Here is a 24105-nt window from a genome sequence, read left to right as displayed (position 1 = left end):
CGGGGCCGTTGAAACAACCAGGGGCAATCCGTGGTTTGCCCCTGAGCTTGGTGACAAAGTGGTCGTTTAGCCCGAGATACCCGGGTCGAGCGCACCGAGGGGCGCTCCGGCGGCTTGCGCCGCTACGACCCCTTCGGCACGCTCTCCCTAATATCTGACTTGGTCAGCAGTCCAAGGAGCAGATAACTCCCTCTTCTTAATAAACCCACTTACAGATTACTGAACCAGTAAATCCCGCAATGCCTGCAACAGTTTGCCCCCCGGTTGAAACTCATTCAGTAAAGAGAAATGGTTACACCCGGCGACACGCTGGTACATCACCGGGTTGCCACATTGTGCCAACGCTTCAGCATACTCCTGCGAATGGCGAATCAATTCGGGTAACTCCTCCGCACCGACCTGCACAGCAACGGGTACACCCACACTGACAGAATGAATCGGGCTATAGTCACGGATCTCTTTTGGTGTAAGCGCCAGGTTGTCATTCAACCAGCTCAAACTGATAGGCTCCAGATCCACCAACGCACTGATTGGCATCGCATGGGAGACTAACGGATGACCACGGTGAACGGCGGTAAGATGCCCACCAGCAGAATGCCCAGACAGGCAAACCTTACCCGGAGTGATATTAAACCTTGGCTGGTGGTGAGCCAGAAAATCTAACAAAGCCCCTATTTCATTAACAATGGTTGTCATTGACGCTTCAGGCGCCAAGGTATATTCCGCCAAAATAACATTGATATTGCTGTTGCACGGGCCTTCGGCAATAAAAGCAAAATCCTCTTTGGTGCAATTCTGCCAGTAGCCCCCATGAATGAATATCAGCGTTGCCGCATTGCTCGTCTGAGACGGGAAAAAGTCAAACCGTGCTCTCGCTGCATTAGCGTAAGGAATATCACGTTGCACGTTGGCTGCTGCATACCAGGCCGCACTCCGCTGTTGAAACTGTGCCAATAACGCCGGGAAATCCTGCACGGCTTTAGTGTTATTATAGGCAGCGTCAAGTTGTAACCGATTCATATTGCGATAAAGGCTTTGCATACTTATCTTCCGTTTTATCTCATCTCAGTGCGCGAAGAGATTAAGAGGCAGCCAATCGTGGATTAACAAAAAACATACAGCCCGCAGCCAGTAACGATGGCAGCGCGAAAGCCATAAAATTCTGCTGTAACGTTAACTCCATATCGATTAACACCCCACCAGCAAACGGGCCGAGAATAGCACCGATACGCCCGATCCCCAATCCCCAACCCAGCCCCGTCGAAGTCATCGTGCTGGGGTAAAAACGCGCGACGTAGGAAGTCATGGCGATCTGCGTGCCGATCGTGCTGGCACCGGCAATAATCAGTAACAAATAAAGAACGCTCATCGAGCTTTGCATGCCCAACAACGCAATCGTCACCGAACCCAACAGGAAATAACCGATCAGCACGGTTCGTCCGCTTGCTTTATCCATTAACCAGCAACTGCTTAGCGCCCCGGCAATCGTGCCAAAGTGCAACGTAAACAGAAACATCAGGCTGGAACCTAAAGGATAACCTGCCTGCAGCATCAGCTTGGGTAACCAGGAAGTCATGCCGTAGATCACATACAGCGACATAAAAAAAACCAGCCAGAACATCAGGGTACTTAACATTCTGTTATCGGCAAACAAATCCCCGATGGCCATTTTCACCTTTCCCGCGCCAATAACGGACTGGCTGACAAACTCGGTTCCTGGCTGATGCACATACTCTGGGGCGATTTTTTCCAGCGCACGTTTTAACCGCTCGTTCTGCTTGGTTTTAATTAAGAACGCCGCAGATTCCGGCAAATGCTTTAACATCCAGGGTAAAAACAGGATCGGGAAGATAGCGACGTAAAATATAGACTGCCAACCCAGCAGCGGAATAAGGTAAATACCTAAAATCGCCGCCCACATTCCGCCAATCGAATAACCACTGAACATTAACCCCACCATCAGGCTGCGTTTGTTTTTCGGCGAGTATTCGCTGGTCAGTGCCGTCACATTGGGCATTACGCCACCCAGGCCAATGCCAGCGATAAAGCGGCACCAGCCAAACTGCGTTGGGCTCACGGTAAAACCACAAAGAAAAGTAAACAGGCTGAAAATAATTACGCACAGGGTAATCACCTTCTTCTTGCCAATTTTGTCTGACAGTGAACCTAAAGAAAGTGCGCCAAACATCATGCCAATCAGGGTATAGCTACCAAGCAAACCGGCCTGTGCAGCCGTTAGCCCCCATTCAGCCATCAGTTTTGGCAACACCACCCCTAACACGGCCAGATCATAACCATCGAATATAATTATGTAAGCACACCAAAATATAGTCAGACGGTGAATATTCTGAAACTTCGCATTGTCGATTATTGGCGTAATATTCACGACATTTAACTCGATTTGAGCCATAACGCTCTCCTTGGCGTAAAAATAGGGATCGCTGATCAGCTGGAAACAAAGCGCTCAAAATAGACCTGATGTTCGGCAACCGGTTGGGCAGACAGCCAGTTACAGGTTGCCTCGATCATCGGCGGTGGCCCGCATAAGTAGGCGTCGAACGGTTGCTGCAGCAGATGGCTTTCCAATGCATTAGTCACCCAGCCCTTTTTGCCCTGCCAGGTGGCATCGGGATCGGCCACCACCACCTGATAGCGGAAATTGCCAAGCCGTTCGGCCAGGGAATCGAGGCGTGGCAATTCACTGATCTCGCTTTCGCGGTTCACCCCGTAATACAGCGCGATAGGTTGCTCGGCGTCCCCTTGCTCTGCCAGGCTTTCCAGCATGCTGAGAAACGCCGATAACCCGGTTCCCCCAGCCACAAACAGCAATGGGCGCTTCACTTCCCGCAGGTAGAATGCGCCGAACGGGGCGGTAAAGCTGATGCTATCCCCCACTTGGCAACGCTGGCGCAAATAGTCACTCATTAACCCGCTCGGTAATAAACGAATCAAAAAACGCACGACAGAGGATTGCGCGCTGGCGCTGGCATAGGAGTAAGCTCGGCTTTCTTCACTGCCGGGGATCTGGATGCGCGCGTACTGCCCGGGCAGATAGTGCAGTTCCGGCGAGCCCTCATCCAGCGTGATTTCCAACGTCGCGACCGTATCAGAGAGCAGGTTGAGTGCGCTCACCCGCCCGCGATAGTCCTGCTGGCTGATGTTGCAAATGCTGGAGTCGATATCAAAGTAGAACGAGCCTGGAGAGGTCAACCGGGTCTGACAGGCCAGCATATAACCCTGCTCAAGCTCGCTGGCGCTCAGCGCTTCGTCATCGACATACTCCATTTCAATGGTTCCCGACTCGCAGCGTCCACGGCAGGTGGCACAAACCCCTTCACGGCAATCCAATGGCAACTGGATCCCGTGGCGAAAAGCCGCATCCAAGAGTTTTTCGTTCTGCTCAACCTGAATAAACTGCGTGAGTCCATCTCGGAAAATAATGGCGGCGCGATGGGTCATGGTTACTCCTGTATCAATACTGTTTATAACAACGGCGGCCATAGCCGCCGTACTCAGGTCTATCAGAGATGGTAGAAATCGAGCACTGAATCGATCTTGTCATTCAGCACCAATACGTGCTTGCTGGTGATTTTTAACTGCCCTTCCTGCCAGCACAGGCGATAGCTGGCCCGGCCAAAGAAATGGCGGCTTTCCCCAAAACGATAGAAATGCGTGACCCAATTAACGCTAACCGCCAGTTGATCGTCATCCCCAGCCTGACAACGCACATTATCGAGCAGGTGCAACGTGCGCGGCATCGGCGTACAGGCAGCCGACTTGCCAGTGCGAATACGGAATACCCGATCCTCCAACCCAGAACGGTTGGCATAGTAAATCAGCGACATTTCCCGTTTCGGGTTCTGTGTATATTCATGCTCGCTGCGCCACTGCGGCACATGAAACTCGGCCTCTTCGGTGAAATAGCCGAGGTAACGATCCCAATCCTGGTTATCGCAGGCTTCGGCTACCTGGTAGAGAAATTGTTCAACCGCGTACTGCCGCTGCTCAGGTGTCATATTTTGCATGATGTCTCTCCGTCATTCAGCGTGCTGTCGTCTGCGCTATTTTTTTCGCCAACCCTGCCAGCATCATCTGCTGCCATGCACGGTGCTGATTGACGTACAGCCCTTCATGGGTGATTTCACTACCGGTGATCGCCGGGGCAATGCTCAGAATGTCGCTGTTGCGGGTTGCGCCATACTGCCAGTGCTGGTGACCACGAGAGATATCGCTCCACGGCGTGCTGCGTGCTTCAAAACCACGCTGTTGCTCACGAAACTCCACCAGATCGTCCGGCGTTCCCATCCCTGAGACGTTGAAGAAATCTTCAAACTGGCGGATACGGCTTTCGCGATCCCAGTCAGACTCCCCTTTCACCCCCAAACACAGGCTGATCACTTCGGTTTTGTTCCAACTGACCGGGCGGATAATGCGCAACTGAGAGCTGATCTGATCCATAAAGAACAGGCTGGGATAAATATTGAGATTGCGCAGGCGATGCATGGTCCACTGCGCCCGTTCCTGCGGATACTTATCCAACAGACGCGGCATGATGCGTTCATAACCGGGGCGGACGTCGGCGGCGTTAGGCATGTCGCTGAACAGCAAACCGTGGCCATGTTTGAACGAGAACCAACCGTCGTCGGTATCTTTATCCCCTGCCCCCAACTTGCTGTAGTCAAGCGTGCTGTCACTGGCACCGTTGCGCTGCAGATTCAGCTCACGGCGGTGGTTGGCAGTCGAAACATAGTTATAGTGAACGGTGCTGACGTGGTAACCATCCAGCCCGTTTTCATTCTGCAGTTTCCAGTTGCCTGGGTAGGTATAGGTCGATACCCCGGGCAACACTTCCAGCTCCGCGTTTTCTGACTGTTCCAGCATCATGTCGAAAAACAGCGTGGTATCGCCCAGGAATTCGGTCAGGCTTTGTTCAGACTCGGTATCCAGGCTGATAAACACAAAGCCGCGATAGCTGGCAATGCGCGCCGCTTTTAAACCGTGGCGGCTTTTGTCAAAGTCGCTACCGTATTCCGCCGGAGCCTTGACCTTCGCCAGCGCGCCGTCAGACTTATAGCACCAGGCATGAAACGGGCAGGTAAAGGTGCTTTGGTTGCCTTGGCAAACGCGGGTCAGCGTCGCACCGCGATGCTGGCAGGTATTCGCCAGCGCGTGCAACTCACCTTTGCCGTCACGGGTGACCAGCATCGGCTGGCGGCCCGCTTGCACCGTGATAAAATCGTGCGGATTGGGGATCTGGCTTTCATGGCAGGCAAAAATCCACTGCTTCTCGAAGATCAGCTCCATTTCCAGGTCAAACAGCTCCTGGTTGGTAAACATTGAGCGGGCGATGCGATAAACGCCCTCCTGTGGCCGAAAGTCGAGACTGCTTTCAATAACATGCTGCCAGTTCTGTAACTCTTTTGGCGTGCTCACATTAATGCTCCTGTTATACCCTTGGCCCCGGCACGGCCTAGACAACATGCAATGCCAGATGGCTGAATATATTAAAATAATGAATGCAGGCGTTTGCCCCAGCGGACGGTAGGCAAGAGAGGTTCACTGCCCCCTGAACAGAGGCAGTGAAGAGCCGGGTTACGCTTTAGCGCGTTTGCGTTCAACTTCGGCTTCTGGCGCAGCAGTGCGTTCCTGATGCAGCGTAAAGTTGAAGTCGATCGACGAGAAAGGCTTACTGAGTTGTTTGCTGTCCAACTGATCCGGTGCAGAAATCTTTTTCACCTGCGGTACCAGCCCTTCACGGCTGGCAAAGGCGAAGTCATCCCACAGATATTCGTCACCGTCGATGTTGATCTGTGTGGTGAGTTTGCGGTAACCATCGGCATACACGAAGAAGTGAATATGCGCCGGGCGGCGGCCATGGCGGCCCAACAGATTCAGCAATTGTTGGGTAGAACCTTCCGGTGGGCAACCGTAGCCAGAAGGCACGATGCTGCGGAACTGATAGTTACCCTGGCTGTCGGTCACGATAGTGCGGCGCAGGTTAAACGCCGACTGGCTCTTGTCAAAGAACGAATAGTTGCCCATCAGGTTGGCATGCCACACTTCTACCGTCGCGCCCGGCAACGGTTTGCCGTTGGCGTCAGTGACCGTGCCCTGCATAAACAGCACTTCGCCTTCGGCACTTTCTTTGCCATCATCCAAACGGGCAAAGCCCTGGCAAACCGGCGCACCCGCCACGTACAGCGGCCCTTCGATGGTGCGCGGCGTACCACCGGTCAGGCCCGCGCGGGCTTCGGCTTCGTCGGCGCGAATATCAATGAAGCGCTCCAGCCCCAAACCGGCGGCCAACAGCCCCATTTCGTGGCTGGCCCCGGTTTCTGCCAGATATTCCAGCCCTTTCCACACTTCACTCGGCTGCAGATCCAGATCCTCAATCGCTTTAAACAGATCGCTTAATAAGCGCACGGTAACCTGTTGCACACGTGGATTAACGTCGCCTGTGGCGGTGTCAACAATAAAGCTGTTGACCAGAGTGTCGATATCGTTATGAGTCATGTCATTGCTCCGTATTGTTTACTGGGCCGAGGGGGTACAGTCCTGCGGCTATTTTTTGGTTTTAACGGCTTTCTTTTTTATTCTCCCCGCCGGTATGCATCCGGCAGGGAACAGCGACATAAACATTGGCAGGTCATGCAACCCGCAGCCTAACTCAACGATCGTCCTCCCTGATTGAGGAAGGGTGACGGCATAGCGGCATAACCTGAATCTTCATGTAGGGGAACAGCGGCAGTTGCGACAGCAGTTGATGCAGCTCATCAATACTGCTGACGTCAAACAGGCTGATGTTGGAATACTGCCCCGCAATGCGCCAAAGGTGACGCCATTGGCCGCTGGCCTGCAGCGCCTGCGATTGGGCTTTTTCGGTGGCCTTTAACGCAGCAGCTTCGGCTTCTGGCATTGCAGCAGGTAAATTGACGTCCATTCTTACGTGAAACAGCATAGCGATAGCTCCTTGAACTTAATGTTCTGTCAGCAACGGCGCAGGGTGGCGACCTTGTCACGATCGATCTCAACCCCCAGCCCCGGCCCGGTTGGCACCTGCAGCATGAAATCGCGATAAGCCAAAGGCTCCGCCAAAATATCTTCGGTCAGCAACAACGGGCCGAACAGTTCCGTACCCTGGCTGAGATCGCTGAAGGTGGAGAACACATGGGCAGATGCCGCGGTGCCGATAGCCCCTTCCAGCATGGTGCCGCCATACAGGCCAATCCCCGCCAGCGCGGCGATCTCTGCCACCTGCCGCGCCTGAGTCAAGCCGCCAGACTGGCTGATTTTTACCGAGAACACGTCGGCACCGGCATGGGTAGCCAGATCGAAAGCATCCAACGGCCCTTTCAGCACTTCATCGGCCATCATCGGTACGGTAAAACGTCTGGCGAGCCTAGCCAGACCGGCGCGGTTTTCTGCGCGGATCGGCTGTTCGATCAGGTCGATGCCCCCCGCTTCCAGTGCGGCGATACCGCGTTCCGCATCCAGCTCGCTCCAGGCCTGATTAACATCAACGCGCACGCTCACCTGGTCGCCCAATGCCCGCTTGATTGCCAGCACGTGTGCCACATCGTCTTCCACCGCACGCAGGCCAATTTTGAGTTTGAAAATACGGTGGCGGCGCAGCTCCAGCATTTTCTCCGCTTCCGCGATATCTTTTTGCGTATCACCGCTGGCCAGCGTCCAGGCGACCGGCAAGGCATCACGCACGCGGCCACCCAGCAGTTCACTCAGCGGGATATTCAGCCGCCGCGCTTGTGCGTCCAACAATGCGGTCTCCAGCGCGCACTTGGCAAAGCGGTTGCCCTGGATTGATTTGCGCAACCGGGCCATCGCCGGGGCCACCTGGTTGGCGTCCATCCCGATCAACAACGGAGCCATGTAAGTATCGATATTCACCTTGACACTTTCCGGGCTCTCTTCGCCGTAGCTCAGGCCACCGATGGTGGTCGCCTCGCCCCAGCCTTCGATCCCGTCTTCACACAGCACGCGCACCAGCACCAGAGTTTGCACATTCACCGTGGCTACCGACAGGCGGTGAGGACGGATTGCCGGAACATCCAGCAGCAGAGTTTCAATAGCTTTGATCATATTTTTACGGTATCAAGTTGGCAGGTTCAGGTTGTATATGACCATATAACCGGCTTATGCTGGCCGTCTAACACCGATTTAGCATCATTTTCATACCTTAAAGGTATTAATATGGAACTGCGTCATTTACGTTATTTTATTGCCGTCGCTGAAGAACAGAACTTCAGCCGCGCGGCAGAACGGCTGCATATCAGCCAGCCGCCGCTCAGCAGGCAGATTCAGCAGTTAGAAGAAGACTTGGGGGTCTTGTTGTTTGAACGGGGTTCGCGCCCGCTCAAACTCACCGAAGCAGGCCGTTTTTTTTACGGCCATGCGCTGCAGCTTCTGGCACAAAGCGTTGAACTGAAATCGATGACCCAACGCGTGGGGCAATTGGAGCGTTCACTGTCGCTTGGCTTTGTCGCCTCAACGCTGTACGGGATTTTGCCACGGCTGATCCGCCGCTTTCGCACTCAGTACCCCGAGGTGGCGGTGAGCCTGCGAGAGATGACCACCATGGAGCAGATTCAGGCGCTGAAAGAGGGCAAAATCGATGTGGGGTTTGGCCGCATCCGCTACGAAGATGCCAATGTGCGGCGCGTGATCTTGCGCGATGAAACCCTGATGGCGGCATTGGCTGCCGATCATCCGTTGGCAAACATGCCTGAGCTGACGTTGCGCAGTCTGCAAACTGAAACCCTGATCGTTTATCCTCAGACTCCCCGGCCCAGCTTCGCCGATCAGGTTCTGGCAACCTTCCGCGATCGGGCGCTTGAGCCACGTAAAATCATGGAAGTTCGCGAACTGCAGGTGGCTTTAGGGCTGGTAGCCGCAGGCGAAGGCATCACGCTGGTGCCCCAATGCCTGCACAGCCTAAAGCGCCAGGATGTGATTTATAAGGCGCTGAATGAGCAATATCTGGTTTCGCCGATCATCATGAGTACCCGGTTGCTGGATGAATCAGAAGACATCAAGACGTTGCTACAGATGATCTACAGCCTGTACCAAGAAGAAGGGATTACTTACATCAAACCCGCGCCGATGGATTGACGTTGACAGCCACAGTACCAGCCCGACTGCCGCTGAGCAGTGGGGCTGCGTTCTTCCCCGCCCGATATACTCCAACTCCTTAACTCCCCCATTTCTTTATAGAGACTGTGTTGCAGGCTGTGTCAAATGCTCAATTATCTACCTGCGTCACAAAATTAACATCGGAACAACAAATAATCCGATAATCGCACAATGTTTTGATAATCGCACTTGCCGGTCAATTTTTACTCCTCTAAGTTAAAACCAACTCAACCGCTTGGTACTGCAATCAACCACATATTCAGGAGAAGCAATGATTAACAAAAATATGCCTTCCACCGACGCCGCCGTGGCCGACATCCCCGATGGTGCCACCCTGATGGTGGGGGGATTTGGCCCGGCAGGCCAACCCTATGCCCTGCTGGATGCGTTGATCCGCCGCCGCCCACGTGAGCTCACGCTGATCAGCAACAATGCTGGCAACGGCGATTTCGGCCTGGCGGCACTGCTGAAAGCCGGTTGTGTGCGCAAGGTGATCTGCTCGTTCCCGCGCCAGTCAGATTCATGGGTGTTTGACGATCTGTACCGCCGTGGCGAACTGGAATTAGAGCTGATCCCTCAAGGTAACCTGGCGGCACGCATTCAGGCTGGCGGTTCTGGGCTGGGGGGAATTTATACCCCAACCGGATATGGCACCTTGCTGGCAGAAAATAAGGAAACTCGCGAGATCGATGGCCGCCAGTATGTGTTCGAACTGCCGCTGAAAGCCGACTTTGCGCTGATCAAAGCCGAACGCGCCGATCGCTGGGGCAACCTGGTTTACAACAAAACCGGGCGCAACTTCGGCCCGATCATGGCGATGGCCGCCACCTGCACCATTGCCGAGGTTAATCAGCAGGTTTCACTGGGTGAACTGGATCCAGAAACCGTGATTACTCCAGGGATTTTCGTGCAACGCCTGGTCACTTCCCCTGCCAACAGCCAGCAGCTTTCTGCTTAAGGAATTGTTATGTCAAAACTCACTCATGCGCAGTTGGCCGAACGGATTGCACGCGATATCCCCGAAGGGGCTTACGTGAATCTGGGGATTGGTATCCCGACCCAGATCGCCAACTACTTGCCCGCCGACAAAGAGATCTTTCTGCACAGCGAGAACGGTATTCTCGGCATGGGCCCGGCACCCGCAGCCGGTGAAGAAGATCCAGAGCTGATCAACGCAGGCAAACAGGCGGTTACCCTGCTGCCCGGTGGCTGCTTTTTTCACCACGGTGATTCCTTTGCCATGATGCGCGGCGGGCATCTGGATATTTGTGTGTTAGGGGCTTATCAGGTTTCAGAACGGGGGGATTTAGCCAACTGGAGCACCGGGGCGCCGGGCGCTATCCCGGCGGTGGGCGGCGCAATGGATTTGGCCATCGGCGCACGCCAGGTATTTGTGATGACCGAACATCTGACCAAAAAAGGGGAATGCAAGATTGTGAAAGAGTGCACCTATCCCCTGACCGGGATCGGTTGCATCGAACGTATCTACACCGATCTGGCGGTGATCGACGTTACGCCACAAGGTTTGGTGGTGCGTGAAATCTTTGGCGGCCTGACCCCACAACAATTGCAGGAAATCACCCCGGTCGAACTGACTTTCGCCCTTCAACATGGAGAGAAACAGCATGAACCCAGCGTATCTGTGTGACGCCGTCCGTACCCCGTTTGGCAAACTGAATGGCAGTTTGGCCACTGTGCGTGCCGACGATCTGGCGGCTCTGCCGCTTAAAGCCCTGCAACAACGCCACCCGGCGCTGGACTGGAATGCGTTGGATGATGTGCTGCTGGGCTGCGCCAATCAAGCCGGTGAAGACAACCGCAACGTGGCGCGTATGGCGCTGTTGCTGGCGGGCCTGCCGACGTCTGTGCCCGGCTGCACCATTAACCGCCTGTGCGGATCCAGCCTGGATGCCGTGGCGATGGCCGCACGAGCGATCAAAACCGGTGAGAGCGATTTAATGATCGCTGGTGGCGTAGAAAGTATGTCACGCGCACCGTTCGTGATGGGCAAAGCCGAAAGCGCTTTCAGCCGCAGCATGCTGTTAGAAGACACCACCATGGGCTGGCGCTTTATCAATCCACAGATGAAGGCGCTTTACGGTGTGGAATCCATGCCACAAACTGCGGAAAACGTCGCGCTGAAGTTTGGCATTAACCGCCACGATCAGGATGCCTTCGCTCTGCGCAGCCAACAGCGCACCGCTGCGGCCCAGGAAAGTGGCTTCTTTGCCCATCAACTGACCGAAGTCAGCATCCCGCAAAAGAAAGGCGAGCCATTGCTGTTCACTCAGGACGAACACCCCAGAGCCACCACGCTTCAGGCGTTGGAAAAGCTGAAGCCGGTAGTCAATCCGCAGGGAAGCATCACCGCAGGTAACGCTTCTGGCCTGAATGATGGCGCTTGCGCCTTGCTGTTAGCCAGTGAACGCGGCGTACAGCAACATGGGCTGCAACCGATGGCGCGCATCGTCGCCAGTGCTGTCACCGGTATTGAACCGAGCATTATGGGTTTCGGCCCGGTGCAGGCGGTGCGCAAAGTGTTGAATGTTGCCGGGCTGAGCCTGGAACAGATGGATGTGATCGAACTTAACGAAGCCTTTGCAGCACAAGCGCTGGCGGTCACCCGCGCTCTGGGGCTGGCGGATAATGCCCCGCAGGTGAACCCCAACGGCGGTGCGATTGCCCTCGGCCACCCTTTAGGTGCTTCTGGTGGCAGGCTGGTGATGAATGCCGCCTGGCAACTGCAAAAAACCGGTGGCCGTTATGGCCTGTGCACCATGTGCATCGGCGTCGGCCAAGGTATCGCCCTGATCATCGAGAGAGTATGAGATGAATATCGACTATCGCCTGGATGGCCCAAGCGCCGCCCCTTTGCTGGTGCTGTCTAACTCGCTGGGTACCACCCTCGAACTGTGGCAACCGCAAATGGCGGCGCTAACGCAGCACTTTCGCGTGCTGCGTTATAACCAGCGTGGGCACGGTGCTACACCGTTACCAGCCACGCCGCTCACGCTTGAGATCTTGGGGCAGGATGTGATCGCCCTGCTGGATAAACTCGATGTGGAGCGCGCCTATTTCTGTGGTATCTCGATGGGGGGGCTGACTGGCTTGTGGCTCAACCGTTACCAACCGCAGCGTTTTCATAAGCTGGCAGTGGCCAACACCGCCGCGCGAATCGGCAGTGCCGAAGGTTGGCAACAGCGCGCACAACAGGTGCAGCAGGAAGGGCTGGCACCTATCGCCGCCGCCTCTCCCGCCCGTTGGTTTACCGAAGGCTTCCAGCGTGAACAACAGGCGCAGATAGCCGCTTTGGTAACACAGTTGGCACAGGGCAGTGCAGCGGGCTACGCCGCCTGCTGCCAAGCGTTAGCACAGGCCGATCTGCGGGCAGAAGTACCGCGCATGGCAGCACCGATGCTGGTGATTGCCGGGGAACATGATCCTGTCACCACCGTGGCAGATGCCCAATGGTTGGTAGACCACGCACCTGATGCAGAGCTGGCCGTTTTGCCAGCTTCGCATATCTCCAACGTGGCTTGCCCGGCGTTGTTTAGTCAATGGATAACAAAGTTTTTCATCGACTAGGTACTTTTCATGGCGTGCGATTAACATATTAATCGCACGTCACAACCTGAAATTTATCAACATAATGTGCATCACCTTTGAAGATGCTGTAGTAGAGCTAGCCGCACTGCCCGAGCAAAGTTAGCCCCTGTAATCCAACTGTTCCCCACCAAGCACTTCCTCACTCTGCAGTTCTGTTCAACCTTCCCACAGCTCAAAATCATTCAGGTTCCAAGTGAGATTGGTCCAAGATATGACAGACACAGTAACGGCAACAGAACTCGTCAGACATGACAGAAAGTTCAATTAATAAGCAATAATTGGTTTATTTTTGTACTCTCCTTGTGTAAAGTCCATCCACCTACCAGGATCCCTAACGGGAGTTAACCCTAGAAACAGTTGATTAAATTTAGTTGCTATTATGTTAAAGATTTTTACACCATTTATTTTTGTTTTTACCTCATTATTCGTTTTTTCTAGTTCAGCAAGTACCAGCACCCAGAAAAGCGCCTTTAACTCACCTTTTACGGCAAGTGAGTTTGATGTAAAAAAGCTTGAAAAGCTCTTGTCTCACTATGAGGAATGGGAAGGCGTACGCTATAAATTTGGCGGCAACTCGCGTAAAGGCATAGATTGTTCTGCCTACATGCAACGCGTTTTTGCCGATGAGTTTTCTCTCAAGTTGCCAAGAAGCTCGCACGAACAGAGTAAGCTAGGTTCACACGTTGCCAAAGACGAGCTCAATACGGGCGATCTGGTGTTTTTTAAAACCTCGGCGCGCGAACGCCATGTTGGCGTGTACGTTGGAGATGGCAAGTTCCTGCATGCCTCCACCAAAGTGGGCGTTACGGTTTCAGAATTAGACAATCAATACTGGAAGACAAAGTTCGTTCAGGCCCGGCGCATCCATCACACCGAAGCCTGATGTGCTTATCTAACGGCTAGGCGCTGATTAGGTTTTTTTGCGGTTGCGGCGCATATCAATAGCGACGGCGGCCACGATGATAATGCCTTTGATGATGTCCTGAATGTAAGAGTCCACCCCGATAAAGGTGAAACCGCTTTTGATCAGACCCAGAATCACCGCACCAATCAAGGTGCCGGTGATACGCCCCACGCCCCCCATCAGGCTGCTGCCACCGATTACGGCGGCGGCGATGGCGTCAAGTTCATAAGCAACCCCCATGCTCGACTGCCCGCTGCTGACACGTGCTGCCAGCACCACACCCGCTACCCCGGCCAATCCCCCGGCAATGGTATAGACCGTCACCAGGTACTTATTGACGTTGATGCCAGACACCTTGGCAGAGGTCATGTTGCCGCCAATCGCATAAATGTATTTGCCGTAACGGGTATGTTTCAACGCCACATGGAAAATCACCGCAATCACCAGGAAAATAATCACTGGCATAGCGCCTTGCCCGATCGCGGTGAAACCGTCTGACAAAAAGCTGACCGGGTTACCTTTGGTGTAATATTGCGCCAGACCACGCGCCGAAACCATCATCCCCAGCGTAGCGATAAAAGGCGGGATACCGGTGCGGGTGATCAGAAAACCGTTGATAAACCCACAGAGAATGCCGACGCCGATCCCGGCCCCTATTGGAATGGCGGCAGGTAAATCGAGCAAAGCAGGGTACATCGGGGCAATACTGTCTGAGGTTTGCGCCAGGCTGGCAGCCACCACCGCCGTCAGGGCAATCAGCGAACCGGAAGAGAGATCGATACCGGTGGTAATAATAACCTGCGTTACTCCTACCGCAATAATACCGATGATCGCAACCTGCAGCACAATCAGCAGCAGCCGGTTAGGGTTCATCAGGAACGATTGGTCGCGTATCCACCAACCGAGAATCTCAAAGATCAGTGCAATACCGATCATGACAATAAAAATACCGGTGTCTTTCGGCATTTTGCCATTCAGGCCAGAAAACAGCGCGGCCTTATTCGGCGGTGCCGTCGTGAACGTTTTATCCAAATTTGCGTTACTCATTGTGGGTCACCTTTAGGTTATTCCGAGGCTAGCGCCATGATCTTTTCCTGGTCTGCTTCATCTTTGTCCAGAATCCCAGTGATTCGCCCCCCGTGCATCACCATAACGCGATCGCTCATGCCAAGAATTTCTGGCAACTCCGATGAAACCAGGATAATGGCGACGCCACGGTTCGCCAGTTCGCTGATTAAGCGATAAATTTCTGCTTTTGCCCCCACATCAATGCCACGCGTGGGTTCATCGAGGATCAATATTTTCGGTTGAGCCAATAACCAGCGGGCAATTAATACCTTCTGCTGATTACCACCGCTGAGGTTATTAATGATTTGATCCATGGTCGGCGTTTTAATATTGAGCTTTTTAATCTGTTCCATGCAGTCTTGTGCCATTTGCACATGGCTGACAAAACCGTTTTTACCAATATATTCGGAGAGATTGACAATGCTCATGTTCTCCACCACCGACAGCACCAGAAATAACCCGGACTTTTTGCGATCTTCAGTAAGGAATGCCAACCCGTGCTCAATGGCCTTTGATGGTGAGTCTATTTTCACCGGTTGGCCTTCAATCAGAATTTGCCCCCCCTCAGCTAAGTGCATGCCAAACAGGCTCTCCATCACTTCGCTGCGGCCAGCGCCGACCAGCCCGGCAACACCGAGGATCTCGCCACTCTTGAGATTAAAAGAGATATCCTGAAACCACCCGGCGCGGCGTAAGCCTGCAACACGCAGCACTTCTTCACCAATGTTGTTATTGAATTTAGGGAACATCTGGGTTAATTCACGCCCAACCATCATAGTGATTAACGACTGTTTGGTCAGGTTTTCAGTTTTATCACTGGCGATAAACGTGCCGTCACGAAAAATACTGACCTCATCGGTGATAGTAAATATTTCATCCATCTTGTGGCTGATGTAAATAATCCCCTTCCCCTGTTCACGTAGCTCACGAATAATTGCAAACAGATGTACCACCTCCCCTTCAGTTAATGCCGAAGTGGGCTCGTCCATGATCAAGACATCAGCGTTGTAAGAGACCGCTTTGGCGATCTCTACCATCTGCTGACTGGCAATGCTTAAATCACCCACCTGCGTTTCTGGGGCTAATTTAATATTCAGCCGCAGCAGCAATTCATGGGTTTTTTGATTAAGTTCGCTGTGATTTACAAACCCTAATCTGGCGGGCTCTCGCCCCAACCAGATATTTTCTGCCACCGTCATATGCGGCACCAGATTGAGTTCCTGATGGATCATCGAAATCCCTGAATGCAGAGCTTCCAGCGTATCGTTGAAAGTAATAGGTTGGCCTTTAATTTTTATCGTACCGGCGTCTGGGCGATAAATACCAATCAGACACTTCATCAGCGTCGATTTGCCCGCGCCGTTTTCGCCCATTAACGCATGCACGCTGCCAGGTTTGATTTTAATTGAAACATTATCCAGCGCTTTAACACCGGGGAACTGCTTACTGATGCCCTCAGCTTCAAGTACATAGGGATGCATGCCGCTCACCTCATCTTTATATCCAACACTTCCGTACCTGATTTAACATGGCAATCAGGTACGAAGATAAAGTCTAGGTACTCATCTTTATTTGTTGTTTTTACCGGCAAACTGCTGATAGTTGGCTCCGGTAATCAGTTGATAAGGGATCATTACGCTGCTATCGACCTTCTCGCCTTTCACCAATTGAATAGCGGTTTGTACTGCTCCCTCGCCCTGACCTTTAGCATCCTGGAAGATACTGAGGCTGAGATCGCCTTTCTTGATAAACTCCAGCGCATCTGGGGTGCCATCAATGCCAGCCACCAAAACACCGGATTTTTTCGCCTGTTTCAGTGCCAGAATGGCACCAATCGCCATTTCGTCGTTATTGGAAGCAATTGCATCAATCTTCTGGCCGGACAGGATCCAGTCGGTAGTCACATCCACCGCCTCTTTACGGAAAAACTTGGCAGTTTGTTTATCAATAATACGAATATCTGGGTATTGGGCGGCGACTTCCTCAACGCCACGAGTACGATCGCGAGTCGCTTCGCTGGAAAGTTCACCCAGCAGGATCATCACGTTACCTTTACCGTTCATTAGCTTGGCCAACTCTTCCATCTGCAGTTTTCCAGCCAGTTTGGAATCCGACCCTACATAAGCCATTCCGGCAGGCAATGTGGCCTCTGGGCGACGGTTGATAAACACCAGCGGGATTTTGGCGTTTTCTGCCAGTTTGATCATCGGCTTCACCCCTTGAGTATCCACCGGGTTAAGGATGATGGCGTCAACGCCCTGGCTGACAAAGTTCTCTACCTGCTGGATTTGCTGGGCAATATCCCCTTTGGCATCTTCAAACTGACCGCTGACACCACCGATCTCTTTCATTTTGCCTTGCATCGCCTGGCGCAAAATGGTGAGAAAGTTGTCATCAAAATGCGCCATCGATACGCCGATTTTGATGTCTTTAGCAAACACGCTGACTGGCAACATACACATCAGTAGCGAGGTGACGATCCATTTCTTCAGTTTCATGTTCTTTACCCTTTAATCGTTAGAATGAAGAGGCCTGTTAAGTTGGCTGTTAATGAAAAATATTTTTTACATTTAAACAGCAAACCATCCGTAACTATCTCCTTTAATGTGGTGGATCACTGCATTCATCACCGCAACCCAGCAGGATTAAACGTATCAATGACATCTCTAACCAGATTAAAAACAAAGCATTAAAATTCATACCCTGGTGCAGATTCCGTTCCTTACACCAAAATCAAATATTTATTTCAAAAATAAGATTATTGAAATTTTTTAACTCAAACAAGCGAAACATGCGTTTTGGAATGGGCAGGTAACAAAAATATGACATGGATCTAACAAATGATGGCAAGCGTGGACACACGTAATCATTTGTACTCGGCGAAATTCAGTGAGCACAGCATCAGAAGGTATGATTAGACAATTGAACCGAAAATAATGGGCTAACCTAATGTTTAATCAGGAAAATACCCAAAAAGAAACGAACATCGCTAAAAGAAGGAGGGAACGTCAAATATGCATATTTCTTCGTGACACCACTCACCAATTATTGCCAAAGCAGCCTGAATCCTATAGGCCAGCAACAAAAAACCCACATCAGTGGGCTTGAGTGTGGTGATTTTTGAGACGGCTGAACCTTTAGTCCGCCCATCCCGTCTTGGTTTCGATAGGCGATTCTGACAGGGTGTACTTTTCAACCACCTCGCCATTAAAATGAATGGTGAGATCCTTTTCGCTGCCATTCATCCCGTTATGGAATAAACCATAAAACGGAATGTACGATTCCCCGCTCACTTTAGCCTTGGCATAAGCATATACCCAGGTTTCATTACCGCTACCGGTTTGGCTAACATTATCTGGAGAGCCGAGCATTCCCTTGACTTGGGCCTTCGTTGTTACGCCCTCTTTAATCTTGGCTTTTACGCTTGTTGCGGTTTCTTTATCCAGCTTTTCATTGCCCGAAGAAGCAGCACAGCCTGTAAGCAACAATGCCATTATTGTTACGGTAAGAATCATTTTCATTTCATCCCCTCCCTATAAACCAGCAATAAGTTATAACATGTTAGCAGAGCACAGAAACGGGGCAATGGCTGATGCAATAATCCGGCGGATCGATTTGCTCGGTCATATACCAATCTGCATGTGAACGGCTGCAACCAACCCCCGTACAACGTGAAAGATGATGAATATAACGCCGTTCGTGAATAGAGAACTTATTGGTAACTTTTCGGATAAAGGTGTAATTTTTATCTATGAAATTTCACTTGTCTGATCAGTAAGGAAAATGCGTTAACACTCCCCACCCGATGCGCTAACTGAAACGAACCACATTGCTTGTTTGCGCCTCTCCGTGCGTGACCTAGAAAGTGTCAGAAAAAACCTGATTTCAGCCAATTCTTATTGACCGACTTGATTTAAATTAAAACTGGTATAAATTTTATGTTGCGAGCTCAGCGATGCTTTTATCATTGTTGCCGGTGGTTGCACCAAGCTCGCATGTTTATTTCCCTGTACCTCTGTTCTTGCCGCGTAGTCAGCCCCACAATACCTCTTCGAACGTCTCGTGCTTGCTCACATCGCTGGACGAATCACGCAGCAATACGTGCGAGCGCCCCCAGCACGAAGGAATGTACTTCAGCGTGGTTACACAATTACCCTAAGATACAGGCAAGATAATTATCGGGGAGCAGAATGAAACAAGCGAAAAAGTGTGCCAAGACAAGATTTAGCCAATCATGCATGATGACATGGTGTAGACAAGGGGTGTTCGGGTTCCTGGGGCTGGTGTTGAGCGTGACATCTGTTTATGGGCAAGAAGCTCTACTCCCGGTCAAATATCAACCTATAGTGCGCTCTTTTATCGATGCTGCAAAAAATAAAGATCATCAGGCAATTATCAAGCGGATCGCCTACCCTTTGGCGCAAGAATACCCTATTGCGGCAATCAACGGGCCACAGGAGATGCTTGCACGCTTTGATGAAGTATTTGATAACCCCCTTCTCGACGCTATTGCACAATCCCAACCCCAACAAGATTGGCAAGCGATGGGATGGCGCGGCATTATGCTGGGTAACGGTAAGATATGGATGGACTACGATGGTAATATTATTGCGGTCAACCATCAGACAGCACTTGAAGCCAAGCTAGCCAGCGCTCTGATCGCCAAACAAAAAAACACCCTGCATCCAAGTCTGAAAGTGTATCAGCGTCCCGTGTTGATGTGGCAGACCGATAAATTTACTATTCGCATCGACCAATTGGACAATGGCAAGTATCGCTATGCCTCTTGGGCCAAGGAAAATTCGATCAGTGAGAAGCCAGATCTGGTACTGAAGAATGGCGAATTAAAATTCGATGGCAGTGGTGGCAATCACACGTTTCAATTTCAAAGTGGCCCTTACCAATATGAATGCCGGGTGATGGTTGTCGGTGCCAGTGATAGTCCACCCGGAGTGCTGATGGTTTATAAAAAGGGGACATTAATCGTGGAGCAACCGGTGCTCAAAGTGCATTAGCCTTGATGCGAAAGAGTCCTGATTTGCCTCTGCCCGAATAGGTTTTTTTCATGGCATCACCAATACTGTTTTTAATGAGCGTTTTATGAACCCCGCCTTTGGGTGTTACCGCCTACAAGTAACTCGAATTATTTGGGGTATAAAAGATAGGGTTCTTTAACATCCAGTCATTCCGGAGCAAATGTCAGCACGGTTTTTTTAAAAACATTGTAAACGGCTTGTGAAGGTGGCTTGGGAAAGCGGGTATTTATGGTGGCCTGCATAGCTGCGCGACAAAAAGCAAGATCACCCCCTGCAGATCTAACATCCAAAAGCATACCATCTGGGGCCAGCGTAACTATTAAATCGCATCGCTTACCAGAGTATAAATTGACGTCATACAAGTTTCTTTGAATAGCGGTTTGAATCTGCGTTGCGTACAGGCCAATATCCCCCTCAGCGTCCAGGGACGCTTTGCCTTCGAGGGGGCGAAAAAGGTCGTCGACACCGTTTCCGGCTGGCCCGGTTTTAATCGCAGAATCTGCCTTCATACACCCTGCTAACAATAATGTGGCAATTATTAGCATCAATGTTGGCAAGCCAGTTTTAAATCCCAAATGAACCCTCTTCATGTCCTGCTCCTTATGGAGTGCCAGGAAAATGTGCTTTAGGTTGGCAGAACCCCGCCGATAATACTGCACCACCGATCTCTCTGCTACCGTAGCCTCCCAACAGGGTTGCCCTGTAACGTAGAGTTGACAGGGCTGACAAACGCGTATGGCGGTTTGTTGTCATTTCTCTGACTGACAGATAGCCCCCAGCAGTGGTGATTGATAGCTACTGCACAACACCGTTAAGCAACATGGAGCCGCCAACAATGCCGCAATTCCCCATGATCCAGCACTCGCAAAACCCGCGTCAAAACCCAGGGTTGCGCCACCGGTAAAATAAGCGGCTACAGCGATCAACGCAGCACCGAGAGTGGTTTAAAAAAGGCCACCACGTTTGCTGCCAATGATTACCGGCACAATGCGGATATCATCGTTGCCTTTTGTCATATCGTTCTCTTCTTCAGCGACGTTCTTTTTCCCCACGAACACCGCAAACGTCAGGTCTTTCTGTTTTGCTTCCATCATAAAACGCTCAAAGCCGGAAAACTGACCTTTCAACGCTCTGATCGCATGGAGAACATCGTGGGCGCAGTATGTGAACTCTTTGACAATTTTTTACCCAGAACGCCACTCAGGATGCCTCTCCTAATAAGCACACGATTTAGTTCCATACTTTCCCCCATAAAAATGCCTGATGCTGTTCAAATATCAGGATGGAAATTGATTGAATTTAGAGTAATGATGTGATCTCGGATTTAAGTGAAATACAAGGATGAGAACACCGCATGAAAAAAATAATTATCGCCTTAATAGCTCTTGCTCTGGCTGCGCCAATTGGATCAGTGGCTTATGCAAAGGGTGGACATTACGCAGGTGGTAAAGGCTCCTCTCATAAAGCTGGTAAGTACAAAAATCCTCGTACCGGCGATCACTATGAAAAACGCAAATAAATAGTCAGTAAGTAGGCGCCTTGTCGGGCCTACTCAACATATCCTTAAAGCGCAGGATTTTTACCATCCGTTCTTGGTAATAACCGCCGTAGGGGATCCGCTGGCTCAACTGCCCACAAAGGTGATGCAAAAGCATATTACCCTCCAACAGGATCCCCGCATGATTCGGTACCGGGGCAGATATCTGCATGATCACAACGTCGCCAGGCTGCGGCGGGCCGTAAAACTCCCTAAATCCACATTCATGCCAGTTTTCCATATACAGATTTTCGCCCTCTTCCCACCAGTGCCGATCAACGCTGTAGTTTGGCAAAATAATGCCGTACTGCTGCCGGTAGTAATCCATGATGAGTGACCAGCAATCGGCATGCCCAAGGATGAACTGACGCCCTTCCAACGGGCGTTCACCGACTAAGCCGCAACACTCTGTCGGAAATGCGCTCTCAGCATGCGCCAAGATCGCCTTGATGGTTTTTTGTCTCATATCACCGCCTAATCAAACTTGAGCCTGGAAAACCGCCGAAATCCAGCTCGTTATTTTCCCCAAAACGCTTTTTGCAATCCGTTAGCAACCCAGAGCATTCATCAAGCGACGGATCCCCCGTTGGGTTGCCCTTCTTGTCAAACCAACCGTTTTGCCCGGCGTAGGTGCAGCCATCGCCGGTTTTATACTGGCCTCGCATGCACCACGTGCATAACGAAGTAATCTGCCGTGTTGGCAGCTTTAAGCCTTGCAATGCCATAGGATCGGATAGCGTGAATTCAATACCCTCATTGTTTTCAGCGCTTTTGCTATCAACGTAGAAAACTCGCTTAAATTCCTGCTGGGGCTCCGCCTTGGGGTTGCCGCCGGGGAAGTTGCGTGCATCGAGATAGTGCACAAAGGTGTCGTGGATCGTTACTTTGGCCTGGAGCATGTCGTCGAACTTTATGCAAAGAGCAGAGATCACACTGTCGAGGTTCGCGACCAATAATTTTGGCGTTGCACCAGCGCCATCGCTGGATGTTTCCAATCCCTTAATTTCATAGGGATGAGGGCCATACTCTTTTCCCTGCCACCAGATGCTTTTGGGTGCCAACTTGGACCAGCGGCAGTGATCTCTGCTGGCGAATGGGGAATGGTTTCATTGTGAAAGCACAGGATATCTGCGCCAAACTTGGTGCCGTCCACTTCGACCAACCTGATCGTGTTGCCGGGTTCCAGCTTCTGTACGTCATTGCTGATAGCCACGCTGCCTCCTTATGGCGCAAATGCCTGCTCGAATGTTACAGATACGGCCACCACGTGGCCGCCGATGGGGGTTGTTTTGATAGAGTCGGCCACCACTCGGTACAACCCCTTTTCACCGAAGGGCGGTGTCCAAACGAATGACTTGGTAGTGTGAGCACGCACGAACGCTAGCAACGGGAGGATTTCGGCTTTCTGGCCGGAGAATGACAGAGGCCACGTTTGGGTTTCGATGTTGATGCCGTTGCCGGTCACCTGTTTGTAACCATCGCCGAACTGGGCAGTACGCACACGCTGCGCGTAACTACCCTCTGACAGCCCCTGTGTGCGCCAGGTAAAAGTTTCTATTGCCATGTTTTCTCCATGCGTAAAAAAACTGCACTTAGGCGGCTCAAGGTTTAACAAAATCGCATTTGAATCGCATTTATATTGAAACTATCAAGAAAAAGACTTATTATCTAATCATTCAAAGCGGATAGCTCTTTAACAGAAATGGGGAAACGATGGTTACGGTTCAGTGGACGAAAAAAGCGCTCAAACAGTTGCTTTCAATCGACACAAGATACCGCAAAACCATCAGTGAGAAGGTTAACCAGCTCGAAGCCTTTCCCACCTTAACGCTAGATATCAAGAAGCTCCAGGCGACTGATAAGCAGTACAGGCTAAGGGTCGGTGACTACAGGGTAATCTTCGAAATCACTGAGGGTGAACCGGTTATCTGCGAGATTACCGCAGTTAAACGCAGGTCATCGACAACATACTAAGGCGGGGAAACCTGCCCTTTCCCCATGATTAAATTCACCGCGACTCTTAGACACCCGGATGAATATATGAAAATGCAATACATAAACGATGAGACAGGAAAACCACAATATGTGGTTCTGCCGATTGCCGAATACGAAAAACTGATTGATGCCCAAGATACATGGGAGGACGTGTCATATACCCCATCGAAACACGATGATGTCACTGTGCCTAACGCCGTCGTCAATCTCATGGTTAGCCAAGAGGTATCACTCCTGGCCGCATGGCGTATCTATCGTGACCTGTCTCAGTACGATGTCGCGGAGAAGCTCGGCACAACACAATCAACTGTTTCACAATGGGAGGCGTCAGAACGCCCTCAGAAGCGTACTCGTGAAAAACTGGCGGCGCTGTATGATTGCTTACCGGAACAGTTAATCCCGTAACGCTCCGTCCACAATAGCAAAAGCCCATCTGAGCGCTACCCCACGCAATTCCAAAGAGGACAAAATGGGAGAGACTGAAAAATCGCTGTTCTTAGTCATATGGGTAATCACGTTCTTCCCATGCTATAGGATGGCAAGGAAAGCCGGATTTGGTTGGCCTATGGCCTTCATCTTGTCCATACCTGTCATTCACTACTTCACGCTCTATTTCTTCGCGTTCAGAAAATGGCCAACCCTGCCTAACGCATAGAAACTACCCGAGTACTTGCGATCATTAGTTATTTTTCACGCATTGAACATGAGGTTAAAATGCTTAATAGAGCACTCCAAAATGAGTTGTTAGAATTGGCTGAATATTGCCATCCAGGATGGTGTCATTTTAAAACTGTAGTGGTTTAATGAATTTG

The 24105-nt window shown here is 51.4% G+C and carries 26 protein-coding genes and 1 pseudogene; 10 read left to right on the top strand and 17 right to left on the bottom strand.

Annotated features, from left to right (window positions below; all coding sequences use genetic code 11):
- Positions 1-216 precede the first annotated feature (216 nt).
- From IV04_RS22325 to IV04_RS22290, 8 genes are all read right to left on the bottom strand, one after another.
- Positions 217-1041, bottom strand: coding sequence for an alpha/beta hydrolase (locus tag IV04_RS22325; protein WP_037403134.1), 825 nt, complete (start codon positions 1039-1041; stop codon positions 217-219).
- Positions 1042-1081: 40 nt separating this feature from the next.
- Positions 1082-2410, bottom strand: a complete 1329-nt coding sequence (locus IV04_RS22320) for an MFS transporter (RefSeq protein ID WP_037403133.1) — start codon at positions 2408-2410, stop codon at positions 1082-1084.
- 35 nt (positions 2411-2445) lie between these two features.
- Positions 2446-3459, bottom strand: a complete 1014-nt coding sequence (gene antC / locus IV04_RS22315; protein ID WP_037403131.1) for an anthranilate 1,2-dioxygenase electron transfer component AntC — start codon at positions 3457-3459, stop codon at positions 2446-2448.
- 62 nt (positions 3460-3521) lie between these two features.
- A complete protein-coding gene (gene antB, locus IV04_RS22310) occupies positions 3522-4025 on the bottom strand; it encodes an anthranilate 1,2-dioxygenase small subunit (RefSeq protein WP_231566307.1) in 504 nt (167 codons plus the stop codon).
- A gap of 16 nt (positions 4026-4041) precedes the next feature.
- Positions 4042-5433: an anthranilate 1,2-dioxygenase large subunit gene (gene antA, locus IV04_RS22305; RefSeq protein ID WP_037403129.1), complete on the bottom strand. Its 1392-nt coding sequence runs from the start codon at positions 5431-5433 to the stop codon at positions 4042-4044.
- 159 nt (positions 5434-5592) lie between these two features.
- Entirely contained in the window at positions 5593-6513 is a 921-nt protein-coding gene (gene catA / locus IV04_RS22300; RefSeq protein ID WP_037403128.1) for a catechol 1,2-dioxygenase, read from the bottom strand.
- A 154-nt stretch (positions 6514-6667) separates the two neighbouring features.
- Complete coding sequence (gene catC / locus IV04_RS22295) at positions 6668-6958, bottom strand: muconolactone Delta-isomerase (protein ID WP_037403126.1); 291 nt, start codon at positions 6956-6958, stop codon at positions 6668-6670.
- 29 nt (positions 6959-6987) lie between these two features.
- Positions 6988-8097 (bottom strand): muconate/chloromuconate family cycloisomerase, encoded by a 1110-nt coding sequence (locus tag IV04_RS22290; RefSeq protein ID WP_037403125.1) that lies wholly within the window; start codon positions 8095-8097, stop codon positions 6988-6990.
- Between the two features lie 111 nt (positions 8098-8208).
- Here IV04_RS22290 and IV04_RS22285 point away from each other — a divergent pair, with 111 nt between their 5' ends.
- From IV04_RS22285 to IV04_RS22260, 6 genes are all read left to right on the top strand, one after another.
- Positions 8209-9126, top strand: coding sequence for a LysR family transcriptional regulator (locus tag IV04_RS22285; protein ID WP_037403124.1), 918 nt, complete (start codon positions 8209-8211; stop codon positions 9124-9126).
- Positions 9127-9418: 292 nt separating this feature from the next.
- Positions 9419-10105, top strand: coding sequence for a 3-oxoacid CoA-transferase subunit A (locus tag IV04_RS22280; protein WP_037403122.1), 687 nt, complete (start codon positions 9419-9421; stop codon positions 10103-10105).
- A 9-nt stretch (positions 10106-10114) separates the two neighbouring features.
- Positions 10115-10795 (top strand): 3-oxoacid CoA-transferase subunit B, encoded by a 681-nt coding sequence (locus tag IV04_RS22275; RefSeq protein WP_037403121.1) that lies wholly within the window; start codon positions 10115-10117, stop codon positions 10793-10795.
- The gene (pcaF, locus tag IV04_RS22270) at positions 10773-11975 is read left to right on the top strand and encodes a 3-oxoadipyl-CoA thiolase (protein ID WP_037403120.1); all 1203 of its coding nucleotides are present in this window, start codon (positions 10773-10775) and stop codon (positions 11973-11975) included. Before IV04_RS22275 ends, pcaF begins: the two co-directional genes overlap by 23 nt.
- Before the next feature lies 1 nt (position 11976).
- A complete protein-coding gene (pcaD, locus tag IV04_RS22265; protein WP_037403119.1) occupies positions 11977-12732 on the top strand; it encodes a 3-oxoadipate enol-lactonase in 756 nt (251 codons plus the stop codon).
- 400 nt (positions 12733-13132) lie between these two features.
- The gene (locus tag IV04_RS22260; protein ID WP_037403118.1) at positions 13133-13636 is read left to right on the top strand and encodes an NlpC/P60 family protein; all 504 of its coding nucleotides are present in this window, start codon (positions 13133-13135) and stop codon (positions 13634-13636) included.
- A gap of 27 nt (positions 13637-13663) precedes the next feature.
- Here IV04_RS22260 and IV04_RS22255 read toward each other — a convergent pair whose 3' ends face one another.
- The 4 genes from IV04_RS22255 to bamE form a co-directional block, all read right to left on the bottom strand.
- On the bottom strand, positions 13664-14704 hold the full coding sequence (locus tag IV04_RS22255) for an ABC transporter permease (RefSeq protein WP_037403106.1): 1041 nt from the start codon (positions 14702-14704) through the stop codon (positions 13664-13666).
- Positions 14705-14721: 17 nt separating this feature from the next.
- On the bottom strand, positions 14722-16206 hold the full coding sequence (locus IV04_RS22250; protein WP_037403105.1) for a sugar ABC transporter ATP-binding protein: 1485 nt from the start codon (positions 16204-16206) through the stop codon (positions 14722-14724).
- Between the two features lie 87 nt (positions 16207-16293).
- Entirely contained in the window at positions 16294-17223 is a 930-nt protein-coding gene (locus IV04_RS22245) for a sugar ABC transporter substrate-binding protein (RefSeq protein ID WP_037403104.1), read from the bottom strand.
- A 639-nt stretch (positions 17224-17862) separates the two neighbouring features.
- Positions 17863-18246 (bottom strand): outer membrane protein assembly factor BamE, encoded by a 384-nt coding sequence (gene bamE / locus IV04_RS22240; RefSeq protein WP_037403103.1) that lies wholly within the window; start codon positions 18244-18246, stop codon positions 17863-17865.
- Between the two features lie 669 nt (positions 18247-18915).
- On the opposite strand from bamE, the gene IV04_RS22235 reads away from it, so the two are divergent.
- Complete coding sequence (locus tag IV04_RS22235; protein ID WP_037403101.1) at positions 18916-19740, top strand: hypothetical protein; 825 nt, start codon at positions 18916-18918, stop codon at positions 19738-19740.
- Positions 19741-19907: 167 nt separating this feature from the next.
- Here IV04_RS22235 and tolA read toward each other — a convergent pair whose 3' ends face one another.
- Positions 19908-20351 (bottom strand): cell envelope integrity protein TolA, encoded by a 444-nt coding sequence (gene tolA, locus IV04_RS22230; protein ID WP_037403099.1) that lies wholly within the window; start codon positions 20349-20351, stop codon positions 19908-19910.
- A 354-nt stretch (positions 20352-20705) separates the two neighbouring features.
- Positions 20706-20855: a hypothetical protein gene (locus IV04_RS26910; protein WP_231566306.1), complete on the bottom strand. Its 150-nt coding sequence runs from the start codon at positions 20853-20855 to the stop codon at positions 20706-20708.
- A gap of 260 nt (positions 20856-21115) precedes the next feature.
- Between IV04_RS26910 and IV04_RS26475 the strand changes: the two genes are divergently transcribed.
- Entirely contained in the window at positions 21116-21280 is a 165-nt protein-coding gene (locus tag IV04_RS26475) for a hypothetical protein (RefSeq protein ID WP_156106843.1), read from the top strand.
- A 4-nt stretch (positions 21281-21284) separates the two neighbouring features.
- Here IV04_RS26475 and IV04_RS22220 read toward each other — a convergent pair whose 3' ends face one another.
- The 3 genes and pseudogenes from IV04_RS22220 to IV04_RS22210 all read right to left on the bottom strand — a co-directional run bounded on the left by IV04_RS22220 (position 21285) and on the right by IV04_RS22210 (position 22862).
- A complete protein-coding gene (locus IV04_RS22220) occupies positions 21285-21764 on the bottom strand; it encodes an NlpC/P60 family protein (protein WP_037403097.1) in 480 nt (159 codons plus the stop codon).
- A 1-nt stretch (position 21765) separates the two neighbouring features.
- Positions 21766-22511: pseudogene (locus IV04_RS22215) on the bottom strand (phage minor tail protein L).
- 9 nt (positions 22512-22520) lie between these two features.
- Positions 22521-22862: a phage tail protein gene (locus IV04_RS22210; protein ID WP_037403096.1), complete on the bottom strand. Its 342-nt coding sequence runs from the start codon at positions 22860-22862 to the stop codon at positions 22521-22523.
- Between the two features lie 149 nt (positions 22863-23011).
- Here IV04_RS22210 and IV04_RS22205 point away from each other — a divergent pair, with 149 nt between their 5' ends.
- Positions 23012-23272: a type II toxin-antitoxin system RelE/ParE family toxin gene (locus tag IV04_RS22205; RefSeq protein WP_037403094.1), complete on the top strand. Its 261-nt coding sequence runs from the start codon at positions 23012-23014 to the stop codon at positions 23270-23272.
- 66 nt (positions 23273-23338) lie between these two features.
- On the top strand, positions 23339-23698 hold the full coding sequence (locus tag IV04_RS22200) for a helix-turn-helix domain-containing protein (protein WP_037403136.1): 360 nt from the start codon (positions 23339-23341) through the stop codon (positions 23696-23698).
- Positions 23699-24105 lie beyond the last annotated feature (407 nt).

It is taken from the genome of Serratia sp. Ag1 (assembly GCF_000743355.1).
GTDB lineage: Bacteria > Pseudomonadota > Gammaproteobacteria > Enterobacterales > Enterobacteriaceae > Chania.
The sequence above is the reverse complement of the archived record's forward strand: the minus strand, read 5'-3'. Positions and strand labels throughout refer to the sequence as shown.

What these genes read in the sequence shown, in the direction of transcription:
- pcaF (WP_037403120.1), top strand. Translation starts at nt 10,773, where the DNA reads ATGAACCCAGCGTATCTGTGTGACGCCGTCCGTACCCCGTTTGGCAAA.
- IV04_RS22325 (WP_037403134.1), bottom strand. Translation starts at nt 1,041, where the DNA reads ATGCAAAGCCTTTATCGCAATATGAATCGGTTACAACTTGACGCTGCC.
- IV04_RS22285 (WP_037403124.1), top strand. Translation starts at nt 8,209, where the DNA reads ATGGAACTGCGTCATTTACGTTATTTTATTGCCGTCGCTGAAGAACAG.
- IV04_RS22205 (WP_037403094.1), top strand. Translation starts at nt 23,012, where the DNA reads ATGGTTACGGTTCAGTGGACGAAAAAAGCGCTCAAACAGTTGCTTTCA.
- IV04_RS22245 (WP_037403104.1), bottom strand. Translation starts at nt 17,223, where the DNA reads ATGAAACTGAAGAAATGGATCGTCACCTCGCTACTGATGTGTATGTTG.
- IV04_RS22290 (WP_037403125.1), bottom strand. Translation starts at nt 8,097, where the DNA reads ATGATCAAAGCTATTGAAACTCTGCTGCTGGATGTTCCGGCAATCCGT.
- antC (WP_037403131.1), bottom strand. Translation starts at nt 3,459, where the DNA reads ATGACCCATCGCGCCGCCATTATTTTCCGAGATGGACTCACGCAGTTT.
- antB (WP_231566307.1), bottom strand. Translation starts at nt 4,025, where the DNA reads ATGCAAAATATGACACCTGAGCAGCGGCAGTACGCGGTTGAACAATTT.
- IV04_RS22220 (WP_037403097.1), bottom strand. Translation starts at nt 21,764, where the DNA reads ATGAGACAAAAAACCATCAAGGCGATCTTGGCGCATGCTGAGAGCGCA.
- IV04_RS22210 (WP_037403096.1), bottom strand. Translation starts at nt 22,862, where the DNA reads ATGGCAATAGAAACTTTTACCTGGCGCACACAGGGGCTGTCAGAGGGT.
- IV04_RS22260 (WP_037403118.1), top strand. Translation starts at nt 13,133, where the DNA reads ATGTTAAAGATTTTTACACCATTTATTTTTGTTTTTACCTCATTATTC.
- IV04_RS26910 (WP_231566306.1), bottom strand. Translation starts at nt 20,855, where the DNA reads ATGATGGAAGCAAAACAGAAAGACCTGACGTTTGCGGTGTTCGTGGGG.
- IV04_RS22255 (WP_037403106.1), bottom strand. Translation starts at nt 14,704, where the DNA reads ATGAGTAACGCAAATTTGGATAAAACGTTCACGACGGCACCGCCGAAT.
- IV04_RS22280 (WP_037403122.1), top strand. Translation starts at nt 9,419, where the DNA reads ATGATTAACAAAAATATGCCTTCCACCGACGCCGCCGTGGCCGACATC.
- tolA (WP_037403099.1), bottom strand. Translation starts at nt 20,351, where the DNA reads ATGAAGAGGGTTCATTTGGGATTTAAAACTGGCTTGCCAACATTGATG.
- IV04_RS22320 (WP_037403133.1), bottom strand. Translation starts at nt 2,410, where the DNA reads ATGGCTCAAATCGAGTTAAATGTCGTGAATATTACGCCAATAATCGAC.
- IV04_RS22200 (WP_037403136.1), top strand. Translation starts at nt 23,339, where the DNA reads ATGAAAATGCAATACATAAACGATGAGACAGGAAAACCACAATATGTG.
- IV04_RS26475 (WP_156106843.1), top strand. Translation starts at nt 21,116, where the DNA reads ATGAAAAAAATAATTATCGCCTTAATAGCTCTTGCTCTGGCTGCGCCA.
- pcaD (WP_037403119.1), top strand. Translation starts at nt 11,977, where the DNA reads ATGAATATCGACTATCGCCTGGATGGCCCAAGCGCCGCCCCTTTGCTG.
- IV04_RS22235 (WP_037403101.1), top strand. Translation starts at nt 18,916, where the DNA reads ATGAAACAAGCGAAAAAGTGTGCCAAGACAAGATTTAGCCAATCATGC.
- IV04_RS22250 (WP_037403105.1), bottom strand. Translation starts at nt 16,206, where the DNA reads ATGCATCCCTATGTACTTGAAGCTGAGGGCATCAGTAAGCAGTTCCCC.
- IV04_RS22275 (WP_037403121.1), top strand. Translation starts at nt 10,115, where the DNA reads ATGTCAAAACTCACTCATGCGCAGTTGGCCGAACGGATTGCACGCGAT.
- catC (WP_037403126.1), bottom strand. Translation starts at nt 6,958, where the DNA reads ATGCTGTTTCACGTAAGAATGGACGTCAATTTACCTGCTGCAATGCCA.
- catA (WP_037403128.1), bottom strand. Translation starts at nt 6,513, where the DNA reads ATGACTCATAACGATATCGACACTCTGGTCAACAGCTTTATTGTTGAC.
- bamE (WP_037403103.1), bottom strand. Translation starts at nt 18,246, where the DNA reads ATGAAAATGATTCTTACCGTAACAATAATGGCATTGTTGCTTACAGGC.